Here is a 13,210-nt window from a genome sequence, read left to right as displayed (position 1 = left end):
AAACGCGCCGAAGAGCGCAGTAGGGGAGCGGGGGTCACCCCGCGCGGGAGGAAACATGATCCGGTTCGACCGGCGCGCTCGGCGCGCCCTGATGATGGGCGTCTCGGCCCTGGCCACGATCGGCGCCACGGGCGCGATCGCCCAAACGACCGCCGAGCCCGAGGCGGCCCTTGAGGAGGTCGTGGTCACCGCGACCAAGCGCGAGACCCAGCTGATGACGACGCCGGTGGCCATCACCGCCGTCACCGCCGCCACCCTGGAGAAGCAGGGGATCACGAGCGCCCTGCAACTCGACAAGCTGGTGCCCAACCTGAAGGTCCAGGACCAGTCTACCCTGGGCATGGGGGCGCTGCAGATGAGCATGCGCGGCATCGGCAATTCCAACTTCACCGAGCAGGGCGACCCCAATGTCGGCTTCCACGTCGACGGGGTCTACATGTCGCGGCCGCAGGCGGCCTGGAACCTGCTGTTCGACGTCGACCGGGTGGAGGTGCTGCGCGGACCGCAGGGCACGCTGTTCGGCCGCAACTCGACCGTCGGGGCCATCAACGTCATCGTCTCGCGCCCCAAGCTCGAAGAGTTCAGCGGCAAGGTCGAGGGCCAGTACGGCAACTATGACGACCGCATGATCCGCGGCGCGATCAATATCCCCGTGGGCGACAAGATCGCCCTGCGCGCCACCGCCTTCGCCCAGAAGCGCGACACCTATTACGACCTGCACCTGGACACCCGCAACGGCGCGACGGCGGCCCAGAACCCGTACCTGAACCTCGGCGATCCGACCTCGAAGTCGAAGGGCGCGGGCAGCGTCGACCACAAGGCCGTGCGCCTGTCGGCCTTGTTCAAGCCGGTCGAGGAGGGCTCGATCCTGCTGACCTACGAGAACTACCAGTCCAAGTCGCCCGCCGCCCCGCTGACCGTGCGCGGCCACGAGTACGAGGCCTGGCTGTCGACGCCCAACCTCACCGACATGACCATCGAGTCCCTGCGCGGCGAGGTGAAGTACGAGTTCGCGGGGGCCGTCGAGGCCAAGTACACCTACGGCCATACGGACTACGAGCACGAGATGGTCATCGACCTGGACTCGGGCGTCTCGCGCTACCGGCCCTCGACCGCGCCGGGCACGGACCAGCAATACTTTTGGGACCGCCCGTTCCACACCGTCTCGCGCAGCCACGAGCTGCAGCTGACCTCCACCTACGACAGCCCCGTGCAGTGGGTGCTCGGCTACTTCAACTTCAAGGAAGACACCGAGCGGAACCTCTGGATCGACCTGCCGCTGGTGGCTGACGGCCTGATCGACTTCTGGCAGCCCAGCCGCGTGGCCAAGTCCGAGGCGTTCTACGGCACGGTCGACTGGGACGTCACCGACCAGCTGAAGCTCAAGCTGGGGGTGCGCAACTCCAAGGACCGCAAGACCGACCATGGCGGCAGCCGCTACGACGCCTTCCCCGGCGACGGCGCCCAGGCCCGCTTCGGCGTGCCCTATTATCTGGTCGCCAACGGCATTTCCGACGCCGACTACCGCTCGGGCAGGAACACCACCTACCAGGGCATTCGCGGATCACCGGCTTTCCGGCCGCGCCCGGCACGGCCGGCGCCCAGATCGCGGCGATCAACGGCGCCACCGCCGCGCCCTTCGACCGGCTGTTCTTCAATGACCACGAATGGTCCAACACCGACTACAGCCTGACGCTGTCTTACGAGCCGAACGACAAGACCTATCTCTATGGAACCGTCGCCACGGGCTACAAGTCGGGCACCTTCCAGGACACCTACTTCCAGGCCCGTTCGTATCAGGTCTACACGCCGGTGCTCGATCCGGAGAAGCTGACCAGCTACGAGGTCGGCTGGAAGCAGCGCTTCGAGTTGGGCGGCGGCCCGGCCCAGCTGGCGGCGAGCGCCTTCTACATGGACTACAAGGACAAGCAGGAAGCCATCCTGGTCGACTTCGGCGACCAGTTCTGCCCCTACACCTTCGGCGATTTCGACGGCGACGGCTTCGTGGAAAGCTTCGTGCCGGGCCTGGGCGGCGTGCCGATCTTCAGCCAGACGGTGTTCGATCCGGTCACGCTGCGCAACAACCCGACCCAGCAGCAGATCGCCAGCTGCGCCCAGCCGCTGTTCGACACCCCGGCCATGCAGAACATGACCGAGCTGGTGCCGATCAACCTGGCCTCGGCCGGCATCGGCGGGATCGAGGTCGAGTTCAGCTGGGCGCCCACGCCCAATGACCGCATCAGCGGCTTCGTCACCACCATGCTGGCCAACGAGGTCAAGGACATCGACACCAGCCGCCTGCCGTTCATCCTGACCGACGCCCTGGCCTGCGGCGATCGCCAGGCCGGCTGCGCGCCGATCACGGCGCTGAAGGGCAACAAGCTGCCGTTCGCTCCCAAGCTGACGGCCAACCTGTCCTACAGCCACGACTTCCACCTGGGCTCGGGGGCGACGATCACGCCCTGGGCCCAGGTGAACTACTCCAGCAGCTACTTCCTCTCGCTGTGGAACGTCGACTGCTACGCCTCGATCGCGGCCGGCGGCGGCCAGGTCTGCAACAACGGCGACAAGCAGAAGGCCTACGCCACGGTCGACCTGTCGCTGCGCTACGCCCCCGGCGACAAGAAGTGGTACGCCGAGGCCTACGGCACGAACGTCACCGGCGAGACCTACGCGACGTTCAACCGCCGCAACGGCAACGATTTCGTCACCGGCTACGCCTTCAACGCGCCCGCCTTCTACGGCGTCCGGGCCGGCGTCTACTTCTGATCGAGCTTCCTACCGCCGGCCTGTCGCGGGCTGGCGGCCTTCCCAAGGCGGCCGCGCGCGTCGCGGCCGCCTCTTTTTTCCAAGATTTTCCGAAAGCACCGCATTCGCCATGACCAGCGAACTGGCCCTGCGCGGCTTCAATCCCGACCCCAGCATCGTGCGGGGCGGCGACGACTACTACGCCGCCACCTCGACCTTCGAGTGGTTCCCGGGCGTGCAGATCTTCCACTCGCGCGACCTGAAGTCCTGGCGCCTTGTCTCCCGGCCGCTGAACCGGCCCGACCTTCTGGACCTGCGCGGGGTGCCCGACAGCTGCGGGGTCTGGGCCCCATGCCTGTCCTACGCCGACGGCCGGTTCTGGCTGGTCTACACGGTCGTCACGCGGTTCGACGGCCTGTTCAAGGACACCCACAGCTACGTCACCACCTGCGAGATGGTCGACGGCGACTGGAGCCCGCGCGTCTATCTGAACAGCAGCGGCTTCGACCCCTCGCTGTTCCACGACGAGGACGGCCGCAAGTGGCTGGTCAACATGCTCTGGGATCACCGGCCCGATCGCACCTCGTTCGGCGGCGTGCTCTTGCAGGAATACGACCCGGCCGGGCGGCGGCTGGTCGGCCCGATCCGCAACATCTTCACCGGCAGCGCCCTGGGCCTGACAGAAGGCCCGCACCTCTATCGCCGCGACGGCTGGTATCATCTGATGGTCGCCGAGGGCGGCACCGGCTACGACCACGCCGTCACCATGGCGCGCGCCCGCCAGATCGGCGGACCCTACGAGGTCGATCCGCGCGGCCCGATGATCTCGGCGCGCCTGGATCCCGACGCGCCGCTTCAGCGCCTGGGTCACGGCAGCCTGACGACCGCGCCCGACGGAACGCCGGTGGTCATGCACCTGTGCAGCCGTCCGATCCCCGGCCTGCGCCGCAGTCCCATGGGCCGCGAGAGCGCGCTCACCCGCTGCGCCTGGAGCGACGACGGTTGGCTGCGTCCGATCGCCGGTCAGATGACGGCTCCGAAGGCGCGGGGCGAGCGCAAGGCCTACGCCTTCTCGGCCGACCGGCCGCTGGACCCCGACTTTCAGTGGCTGCGCACGCCCGAGCCCGACGAGGTGTTCTCGCTGGTCGAGCGCCCCGGCTTCCTGCGGCTGCGGGGGCGCGAGGCCCTGGGCGGCCTGTTCAGCCAGGCCCTGGTGGCGCGCCGCCAGACCGAGTTCACCTATGGGGCCGAGACGAGCCTGGAGTTCGAGCCCGACAGCTTCCAGCAGATGGCCGGCCTCGTCGCCTACTACAACGGCCACAAGCACCACTACCTCTACGTCTCGTGGGACGAGGTGGCGGGCAAGCACCTGGGCCTGATGTCCTGCGCGGGCGACCTGTCGCTGACCGACACCTTCCCGCTGGAGGGGGCGCGCGTGCCCCTGCCGAGAAACCAGCCCGTCCGCCTGAAGGTCGAGGTCGACCATGAGCGCCTCTCCTTCAGCTGGGCGCTGGAGGACGGTCCCTGGCATCGCATCGGGCCCGAGCTCGACGCCTCGGTGCTGTCGGACGAGGCCGGCAAGGGCGAGGGGGCCAATTTCACCGGCGCCTTCGTGGGCATGTGCGCCCAGGACCTGACCGGCCGCCGGGCGCCCGCCGACTTCGCCGGCTTCCGGTACGATACCTTCGGCGAAGCTTGAGCTTGGCCATGAAGATCGGCCATAGCGAATGAAACCGGCCGCGAGCGCCGGGCGGGGAGGGACGATGAGCCAGGCAGGCGCCGCCGGGAGCGGCCGGTTGTCGCTGGTCGAGAAGCTGGGCTATGGCCTGGGCGACGCGGCCAGCAACCTCGTCTTCCAGACGATCGTCAACTTCATCGCCTTCTACTACACCGACGTGGTGGGGCTGGCGCCGACCCTGGTCGGGACCCTGTTCCTGGTCGTGCGGGTGTTCGACGCGGTGCTGGATCCGGTGATGGGCGCGGTGGCCGACCGCACGCGCAGCCGCTGGGGCCAGTTTCGCCCCTGGCTGGTCTGGCTGGCCCTGCCGTTCGGCGCCTCGGCGGTGCTGACCTTCGCCACCCCGAACCTCGGCGAGCCCGGCACGGCGATCTACTGCTTCGTCGGCTACACCGTGCTGATGATCTTCTACACGGGAGTGAACATCCCATACGGCGCCATGGCCGCGGCCATGACCGACGATCCGCAGGAGCGCACCTCGCTGCAATCCTGGCGCTTCGCCCTGGCCATGGTCGGCAACATGATCGTCTCCGGCGCCACCCTGCCGCTGATCGAGCTGTTCGGTCAGGGCGATCGCGCCCGGGGCTATCTCTGGACCATGGCGGTCTTCGCGGTTCTGGCGGTGATCATGCTGCTGGCCTGTTTCGCCACGACGCGCGAGCGGGCCGGTCCCGGCGCTGCGCAGGACGGAAAGGCGTCATTGGCCGCCGACCTCAAGGCCCTCTGGGCCAACGACCAGTGGCGGGTGCTGGCGCTCGTCAACTTCGTGCTGCTGATCGCCGTGGTCATGCGCGGCACGGCGGCGCTCTATTTCGTGCGCTACGTGCTGGGCGAGCCCGACCTGTCGACCGCCTACCTGACCCTGGGCACCCTGGGCGGGGTGATCGGCAGCCTGTTCGCCGGCAATCTCCACGGTCCGCCGCGACCCAAGGAGCTGCTGCTGATCCTGGCCGTGCATGGCGGCCTGCTGGCCGTTCTCGGCGGCGTGGGCCTGGTCCCGCCGGGCCTGATGGCGCCGGTGACGGGGGCGGTCGCGGCCGGCTATGTCCTGGCCAAGCTGTCAGGCGCCTGGCTCGACCGGGTGCGGGCCTTCGGCGTGCTGATGGTGCTGCAGGCGCTGGCGCAGGTGGCGCTGTTCTTCACGGCCTTTGCCAGCATCGCGGTCAGCGTTTCCGTCTTCGTGCTGGCCATGCTGCTGAACCAGGTCGCCGTGCCGGTCCTGTGGGCCCTGATGGCCGACAGCGTCGACTACGGCCAGTGGAAGACCGGCCGCCGGATCACGGGGCTGAACTTCTCGACCGTGCTGTTCGCCTTGAAGATGGGCGTGGCGGTCGGCGGCGCGCTCGCGGCCTGGATGCTGGGCTGGTACGGCTATGTCGCCAACGCCCAGCAGACCGATCGCGCCATGCACGGCATAGCCGTGGTGTTCGGCCTTGGCCCGGCCGCCGCCTGCCTGGGCGTCGCGGCGATCAGCATCGGCGTTCAGCTCACCCTGGCGACCATGCGCAAGGTCCGGGAGGCGCTGGCGTCGCCGGAGGGCCGCCCAGCCTAGCGGTGCTAGTCGCCCCTGAGCACCGGCGCGGGACGTTGCGACAGCGCCAGGCTGGCGGCGATCAACCCGCCCAGCGTCGCCAGGCCGGTCGCTCCCGCCAGCAGGACCAGCACGCCGCTCCAGTCGACGCTCCAGCTGGCTTCGAAGACCTTGACCACCACCGGCCAGGCGGCGGCGAAGCCGAACAGCACGCCCGCCGCGCCGGCGATCAGGCCCACCGCGCCGTACTCGATGACATAGGCGACCAGGATCTGAACGCGCGTGGCGCCCAGGACCTTCAGCGTCGCGGCTTCGCGGGCCCGGGCGCGCGCTCCGGCGGCGATCGCGCCGGTCAGCACCAGCAGGCCGGCGAGGCCCGCGACCGCCGCGGCGCCGCGAACGGCCAGGGCCAGGCGGTCGAACAGGGCGGCCGCGGCGTCCAGCTGCTCGCGGACGCTGATCACGTTGACGCTCGGAAACGCTTCGCCCAGCTTGCGGGTCAGGGCCGCTTCCTGGGCGCGGCTTGGCCGGGCGATCGCGACGCTGCGCAGCTCCGCGCCCTGCAGCGTCGAGGGATTGAAGATCAGGTTGAAGCCGGGCCCGAAGCCGCCGAAGTCGATCTTGCGCAGCACCGCGATCCGCGCCTCGATCTCACGGCCCAGCACCAGAACGGTTATCGTGTCGCCGACCTTGAGGTCCGCGGCCTGGGCGATCTCGGTGTTCATCGCCACTTGCGGCGGACCGGCGTCGTTGGCGGGCCACCAGCGGCCGGAAACCACGCCGGCGTTCTTCGGCTCATTGGCCAGCAGCGAGAGGCTGAGATCGTTGTCGAAGGCCCAGCGTTCGGACGCCTTTATAGCCTTGGTGTCGACCGCCTTGCCCTTGAGGGCGACGACCCGGCCCGTGGCGAAGGGCATGCGCAGATAGACGTCCTCGCGCAGCGGTCCCGTCACCCCGGCCACCGCGGCGTCGAAGGCGGCGGCCCGGTCGCCGGGGATCTCGGTGAAGACCATGGCCGGGGCGGTTCGCGGGGCCACGTCGCTGACCTGGGCCAGCAGAGCCGACTGGATCAGCACCACGCAGGCCAGCAGGGCCACGCCCAGGCCGATGGCCGGACTGGCGGTGCGCGCCGCCGAGCGCGGACCGGCGAGGTTGGCCAGGCCCAGCTTGATCGGGCCGCGCGTCAGACCTCGCGCCTTTCCCGCCAGCCAGGCGGCCGAGCGGCCCAGCGCGGCCAGCAGGCCGAAGGCGACCGCGACGCCCGCGATCATGATTCCGGCGGCCAGCGGGGTCGGAGCGGTCGCCACGGCCAGGGCGGCCAGCCCAAGGCCCGAAACGGCCGCGCCGATGGTCTCCAGGCCCAGCGGCAGGCGGGCCTTGGTCGCCCGGCGAAACAGGGCCGAGGGCGGGGTGACCCGCGCTCGCGCCAGCGGCAGCAGCGAGAAGGCGGCCGCCGCCAGGATCCCGAACAGGCCGGCCTTGGCCAGGGGCCAGGGATAGACCTTGAACAGCGCGGGGATCGGCAGGCTGGAACCGGCCAACTGGCCCAGGACGAGGGGCGCAATCGCCCCGACCGCGAGGCCAATCGACACGCCCAGCAGGGCCAGGACCGCGATCTGGATCAGGTGCAGGTCGCGGATCAGGCCGCTCTCGGCGCCCAGGGCCTTCAGCACGGCGATGGCCGGCTCGCGCGTCGACAGGTAGGCGGAAACCGCCCCGGCCACGCCCAGGCCGCCGGCCACGAGCGAGGCCAGGCCGATGAAGCCCAGGAAGTATTCCAGCTGGTCGATCAGCCGGCGGGCGCCCGGGGCGCTGTCGAGGCGGTCCCGAACCCGCAGGTGCGAGTCCGGCAGCGCCGTCTGCACGGCCTTGCCGATGGCGCGCGGGTCCTGGGTCGGCGTCAGGGCGATGCGCACGGTGCGTCCGGACAGGCCGCCGGGTTCCAGCAGGCCGGAGCGCTCCAGAACCTCGCGGCGGACCAGCAGGCGCGGCGCCATCGAGAAGCCGCGCGACAGGCCGTCGGGTTCGCTGATCAGCCTGGCCCGCACGACCAGGGTCAAGGGGCCGGCCTCGAACCGGTCGCCGATCTTCAGGTGCAGGCGGTCCAGCAGCGCCGGCTCGACCGCCGCGCCGGGCAGGCCGTCTTGATCCGCCAGCGCAATGGAAAGGTCCGGCGCGCCCTCCAGGGTCACCGCGCCGGCGAGCGGGAAGCGCGCGTCCACCCCCCGCAGGCTGACCAGGCGGCGCTCGCCGCCGGGCGACTGGGCCATGGCGCGGGCCGAGGCGGTATAGGTGGTGACCCCCAGCCTGTCGAAAGTCGCCCGCTCCTGGGCGGTGAAGTCGCGGTTCTCGGCCGCGAACGACAGGTCGCCGCCTAGGATCTCGCGGGCCTGGCCGGCCAGGCCCTGGCGGAAGGCTTCGGCGGTCGAGCCGGCGGCGGCGATGGCGGCCACGCCCAGCGCCAGGCAGGCCAGGAAGATGCGGAAGCCACGCACGCCCGAGCGAAGTTCGCGGGCGGCCAGGCGGAAGGCGAGGGGAAAGCTCACGAGGCGATGCGCCCGTCGGCCATCCGCACGATGCGGTCGGCGCGGGTGGCCAGGGCCGGGTCGTGCGTGACCATGACCAGCGCCGCCCCGACCTCGGCCACGAGGTTGAACATCAGGTCGGCTACGGACGCGGCCGTGGCGCCGTCCAGATTGCCCGTCGGCTCGTCGGCGAACAGCAGGGCGGGGCGGGCGGCCAGGGCGCGGGCGAGGGCGACGCGCTGCTGCTCGCCGCCCGACAGCTGGTGGGGATAGTGGGTCAGGCGACCGGAAAGGCCGACCCGGCCGAGCCAGTCGCGGGCGGTGGCCAGGGCGTCTTTCGCTCCGGCGATCTCCAGGGGCGTGGCGACGTTTTCCTCGGCGGTCATGTTGGGCAGCAGGTGGAAGGATTGGAACACCAGCGCCGCCCGGCCGCGCCGCAGGCGGGCCCGGCCGTCCTCGCTCAGCGTCGCCAGGTCCTGGCCAAACAGCCGCGCGGTCCCGGCGGTCGGCTCCTCCAGCCCCGCGCCGACCGCGATCAGCGACGACTTGCCCGAGCCCGAGGGGCCGACGACGGCCACGCGCTCGCCGGCGTTCACCGTCAGGTCGACGCCGCGCAGGATGTTCACCGGTCCGGCGGCGGAGGGCAGGGTCAGGGCGACGGCGCTCAGAGCCAGAGGGGGAGCCAGGGGCGAAGCGTCGTCGGGCATGGTGTTTCCTGGAAGGCCGGTCCTTGTTCGGCCGGCAGTCAGCCTACATAGGAAGGCATGAGCCAGACCGCACAGCGTTTTCCCAGCCGTCGTCGTTTTTTGCTCGGCCTGGGCCTGATGACCCAGGTCGCCGCCGCCCCGAAGCCGCCGATCGTCACTGTTCTGGGCGACTCGATCACGGCGGGCCTGGGCCTGCCCGCGCGCGACGCCATGCCCGCGCAATTGCAGGCGGCGCTGGGCCGGCTGGGCGTCTCGGCGCTGGTCCGCGCGGCGGGCGTTTCGGGCGACACCAGCGGCGGCGGGCTGGCGCGGGTCGGCTTCAGCGTCGCGGCCGACACCCGGATCTGCGTGGTGGCCCTGGGCGGCAACGATCTGCTACAGGGCGTCGAGCCCGCCCAGACCAAGGCCAACCTGCGCGGCATACTCCAGAAGCTGAAGGCGCGCAGGATCGGCGCGGTCCTGGTCGGCGTCGGCGCGCCGCCGGCCATCGGGGCGTCCTACGCCCGCGAGTTCAACGCCGTCTATCCCAGCCTGGCGCGCGAGTTCGGCGTGCCGCTCTACGCCAACATCCTGGCCGGGGTGAACAGGAACGCCGCTCTCATGCAGCGCGACGGCGTCCATCCCAACGCGGGCGGGGCCAAGCGGATCGGCGAGGCCCTGGCGCCGATCGTCGCCCAGGCGCTGAAGGCGCGCGCGAGCTAGATCTACAGGGCAGGGCCTTGCCCAAAAGAAAAGGGGCGACGCGAGCGCCGCCCCTACCGGTATCGATCCTTCGCCCGCCTAGAAGCGACGGGTCAGGTTCACGAACACCTGGCGACCGATATAGTCGTACTGGGTCGCGAAGGCGTAGCTGCCGACGCGGCCGTAGCTGTAGTTGCCCTTGTCGGCCAGGGCCGGCGAGACCTTGGGCGGGTCTTCGTTGAAGACGTTGCTGACGCCCACGATGCCTTCCCAGGTGTCGGTCTGATAGCGGACCGACAAGTGGTGGTACCACATGGCCTCGGCGTGGTTCTTGGCCCGGTAGGCCGAGCCCTGCGGCGTCGTGTAGTTCGACGGCGGCGAGAGGTCGGTGCCGAACTGGTACTCGTAGTTCGACTGGCGGCCCACGAACTCGGTCGACCAGGTGAAGGTCACGTCGTTCCAGCGGTAGCGGGCCTGGGTGTTGCCCACCACGGCCGGCTCGCCGATCAGGCCGTTGAAGTCGTCGGTGTTGCCCGGGAACAGCTCCTGGGTGTCTTCCAGGGTCCAGCTGAACTGGGTTTCCAGGGTGAACTTGCCCGGGCCGACGTCACGCGAGTAGCGCGTCGTCAGGTCGATGCCGCGGCTGGTCTGGCTGACGATGTTCCGGAAGCTGCCGTCGATCTCGGTGATGCCGAGATAGGTCGGGGAGGTCGGATCGGTGTCGCGGGTGAACAGGTCGCAGAACGGGTTGTTCGGGTAGTCGGCGGCCGCGTAGCACTGGCCGACGACGGCCGCGCCGTTGCTGGTGACCTGGTCGTTGACCTCGATCTCGTAGTAGTCGATCGCCACGCTCAGGTCGGCGAATTCCGGCGTCCAGACAAAGCCGGCGCTGAAGGCCTTCGACTTCTCGGGCTTCAGGTTCTGGCCGCCGCCCGTGATGATGAAGACCGACGGATTGGCGCCGCTGTAGTTGCCGGGGATGCCGGCCGCCTGACAGTTGGCCGCGATCACCGGGTTGACCACCGAGGTGCCGTCGCCAGCCCAGCGGATGCAGGGGTCGACCGAGGTCTGGCTCAGATAGCCGCCCTGGTTGCCCAGGAAGCGCTCGAACAGCGCCGGGGCGCGGAACGAGGTGCCGTAGCTGGTGCGCAGCCGGTACTCGTTGGTCAGCTGCCAGTTCAGCCCGGTCTTGTAGGTCGAGTTCGAACCGTAGGAGTCGTAGTCCGAATAGCGGCCCGACAGGTTCAGGGTCAGGGCTTCGACCGCCGGCAGGCCCTTCAGCAGAGGGGCTTCCAGTTCGCCGTAGGCTTCCACGACGCTGTCGTCGCCCTTGGTGCGGTTGGCGGTGGCCAGGTTGTAGAAGTTCTGGTTGGCCAGGTTCTCGCCGGGCTTGTCGTCCAGTTCGTCACGACGATAGGAGACGCCGAACGCGCCGGCCAGCTTGCCGGCCGGCAGGCTCAGGATGTCGCCCGAGATCTGACCTTCGACGATGGTCTGGGTGTAGTTGGTGACGCCGTTCTCGGTCAGCTTGAGATAGGCGTAGTCTTCCGGCGTCAGGTTGCCGGTGCGCAGCACCTGGTCGGAGAACAGGTTCACCGGGCGGCAGCCGGCCGGCGAACCGGGCGGGCAGATGCCGTCGAAGGTGAAGGTGTTGGCCCAGTCGCCGCCGATCGAGGCCAGGAACAGCTCGCTGTTGATGCCCGTGAGCGAGTATTTGCCGCGGTTCTTCGAGTAGCTGACATAGGCGTCCCAGTCCCAGCCGGTCAGGAAGCCCAGGCCTTCGCCGAACTTGCCGCGCAGGCCGGCCAGGCCGCGGAACACCTGGACGTCCTGCTTGAAGATGTAGGGCGTCAGGACCAGCGACTGCGGGATGAAGGTGTTGGCGGGAATGCCGCCGCCGCAGTTGAAGGGGTTCACCGAGCAGGGGGCGGTTTCCCAGATGTAGGGGAACAGCTGCTGCACGTTGGTCTGCGACGACTTGCGCTGGTGGCCCAGGAATTCGCCGTACAGTTCCCCGAAGTTCAGGTCGTACTGGCCTTCGGCGTAGAGGGTGTAACGCTTCACCGGCGAGATGAAGTCCGACGCCGCGTCGAGGGCGTTGACCGAGTCACGGTCGTTCAGCGGCGCGAAGCGGTAGCCGGGCAGGTTCGGGTCGGCGGCCGCGGCGGCCCAGTAGGGCTGGTTGGCGGCGTAGGCGGGGCCGTCGGTCGAGATGCGCGCGCGGCTGCCGTAGAAGGCGCCGTTCGGCAGGGTCACCGGGATGTAGTTGAACAGCGCGCCCGAAGCGCCGAAGCACTTGAACGTGCCGGTGTCGACGTCGATCCAGTCGTTGCGCGCGCCCGTGGTCGGGTTGAAGGTGTATTGTTCCTGGCAGTTCAGGTCCTTGCGGTCGCCGAACTTCAGGGCCTTCTGCTCGTAGTATTGGCCGCTGATCAGGAAGCGGCCGCGGTCCAGCACTTTGCCGTAGGCGCCGCTGAAGGTGTATTCGTTGCCGCCGTCGCCGCCGCCGCCGAAGCGGCCCGAGGCTTCCAGCCGGCCGCCGTCGAGGTTGGTGCGGGTGATGACGTTGACCACGCCGGCCACGGCGTCCGAGCCGTAGATCGAAGAGGCGCCGTCCTTGAGGATCTCGTACCGCTCGACGATGGCGTCGGGCAGGATGTTCAGGTCGACGGCCGCGACGGCGCCCTGGGTGCCGGCCGGCGGCAGGCGGCGGCCGTTCAGCATGACGAGGGTGCGCTGGTCGCCCAGGCCGCGGATCGAGATAGTGTTCACGCCGCCGCCGCCGTTGACGACGAAGCCGGTGAACTGGTTGTTGATCTGGGTGGACCCCGCAGCGACCGAGGCGCTCTGCAGCACTTCGGTCGGGTTGATCATGCCGGCCAGCGACGAACTTTCGCTGGTGATCACCTGCACCGGCGAGACGCTGTTGTACTCGGTGCGCTTGATGCGCGAGCCGGTGACGATCAGTTCTTCGACTTCGTTGCCTTCGGCCGGCGAATTGGTCGATTGAGCGAATGCAAAGCTGGGCGTCGCAGCCGCGGCCATCAGGCCGACGATCATGCTCGTTCCCAGCAGGAACTTACGTTGCAACATTTCTACTCCCCTCGAGCCCCTGACTCGGAAAACGGCCCGCATCGCTATGCCCTCTGCGGCGCCACCTAGAGTAAGGCTCGGGGAATCCTTCCGCGCAACGGCGGTTGCTGAAATGATGCGCATTCTTGCGAAAACCGTTACAGCATGAACACACTTCGGACATGTTGATGCGTCGGTGACGGCGTTC

The 13,210-nt window shown here is 69.3% G+C and carries 8 protein-coding genes; 5 read left to right on the top strand and 3 right to left on the bottom strand.

The annotated features are described in order from the left end of the window. The first annotated feature begins 55 nt into the window (after nucleotides 1-55). The 4 genes from DDF62_RS23785 to DDF62_RS23770 all read left to right on the top strand — a co-directional run bounded on the left by DDF62_RS23785 (nucleotide 56) and on the right by DDF62_RS23770 (nucleotide 6,038). Entirely contained in the window at nucleotides 56-1,693 is a 1,638-nt protein-coding gene (locus DDF62_RS23785; RefSeq protein ID WP_116491411.1) for a TonB-dependent receptor, read from the top strand. Then, complete coding sequence (locus DDF62_RS23780; protein WP_341871584.1) at nucleotides 1,606-2,769, top strand: TonB-dependent receptor domain-containing protein; 1,164 nt, start codon at nucleotides 1,606-1,608, stop codon at nucleotides 2,767-2,769. Before DDF62_RS23785 ends, DDF62_RS23780 begins: the two co-directional genes overlap by 88 nt. A 109-nt stretch (nucleotides 2,770-2,878) precedes the next feature. Next, nucleotides 2,879-4,447: a glycoside hydrolase family 43 protein gene (locus DDF62_RS23775; RefSeq protein WP_116491409.1), complete on the top strand. Its 1,569-nt coding sequence runs from the start codon at nucleotides 2,879-2,881 to the stop codon at nucleotides 4,445-4,447. A gap of 64 nt (nucleotides 4,448-4,511) precedes the next feature. Continuing rightward, the gene (locus tag DDF62_RS23770) at nucleotides 4,512-6,038 is read left to right on the top strand and encodes a glycoside-pentoside-hexuronide (GPH):cation symporter (RefSeq protein WP_165832367.1); all 1,527 of its coding nucleotides are present in this window, start codon (nucleotides 4,512-4,514) and stop codon (nucleotides 6,036-6,038) included. Between the two features lie 5 nt (nucleotides 6,039-6,043). On the opposite strand, the gene DDF62_RS23765 is transcribed toward DDF62_RS23770, so the two are convergent. Then, a complete protein-coding gene (locus DDF62_RS23765; protein ID WP_116491407.1) occupies nucleotides 6,044-8,563 on the bottom strand; it encodes an ABC transporter permease in 2,520 nt (839 codons plus the stop codon). Beyond that, nucleotides 8,560-9,249, bottom strand: a complete 690-nt coding sequence (locus DDF62_RS23760; protein ID WP_116491406.1) for an ABC transporter ATP-binding protein — start codon at nucleotides 9,247-9,249, stop codon at nucleotides 8,560-8,562. Before DDF62_RS23760 ends, DDF62_RS23765 begins: the two co-directional genes overlap by 4 nt. Before the next feature lie 57 nt (nucleotides 9,250-9,306). Between DDF62_RS23760 and DDF62_RS23755 the strand changes: the two genes are divergently transcribed. Further along, entirely contained in the window at nucleotides 9,307-9,951 is a 645-nt protein-coding gene (locus DDF62_RS23755) for an arylesterase (protein WP_116491405.1), read from the top strand. A gap of 78 nt (nucleotides 9,952-10,029) precedes the next feature. On the opposite strand, the gene DDF62_RS23750 is transcribed toward DDF62_RS23755, so the two are convergent. After that, nucleotides 10,030-13,023 carry a TonB-dependent receptor plug domain-containing protein gene (locus DDF62_RS23750; RefSeq protein WP_165832366.1) on the bottom strand — a complete coding sequence of 998 codons (2,994 nt, stop codon included), beginning with the start codon at nucleotides 13,021-13,023 and terminating at the stop codon, nucleotides 10,030-10,032. Nucleotides 13,024-13,210: the final 187 nt, after the last annotated feature.

The sequence above is a fragment of the Caulobacter radicis genome, assembly GCF_003094615.1.
In the GTDB taxonomy this organism is placed as follows: Bacteria; Pseudomonadota; Alphaproteobacteria; order Caulobacterales; family Caulobacteraceae; genus Caulobacter; species Caulobacter radicis.
This window is presented reverse-complemented; position numbering and strand designations above follow the sequence as displayed.

Bases quoted from the DNA above. Each gene is read 5' to 3' on its own strand.
- DDF62_RS23755 (WP_116491405.1), top strand. From the start codon at position 9,307: ATGAGCCAGACCGCACAGCGTTTTCCCAGCCGTCGTCGTTTTTTGCTC.
- DDF62_RS23785 (WP_116491411.1), top strand. From the start codon at position 56: ATGATCCGGTTCGACCGGCGCGCTCGGCGCGCCCTGATGATGGGCGTC.
- DDF62_RS23770 (WP_165832367.1), top strand. From the start codon at position 4,512: ATGAGCCAGGCAGGCGCCGCCGGGAGCGGCCGGTTGTCGCTGGTCGAG.
- DDF62_RS23750 (WP_165832366.1), bottom strand. From the start codon at position 13,023: ATGTTGCAACGTAAGTTCCTGCTGGGAACGAGCATGATCGTCGGCCTG.
- DDF62_RS23760 (WP_116491406.1), bottom strand. From the start codon at position 9,249: ATGCCCGACGACGCTTCGCCCCTGGCTCCCCCTCTGGCTCTGAGCGCC.
- DDF62_RS23775 (WP_116491409.1), top strand. From the start codon at position 2,879: ATGACCAGCGAACTGGCCCTGCGCGGCTTCAATCCCGACCCCAGCATC.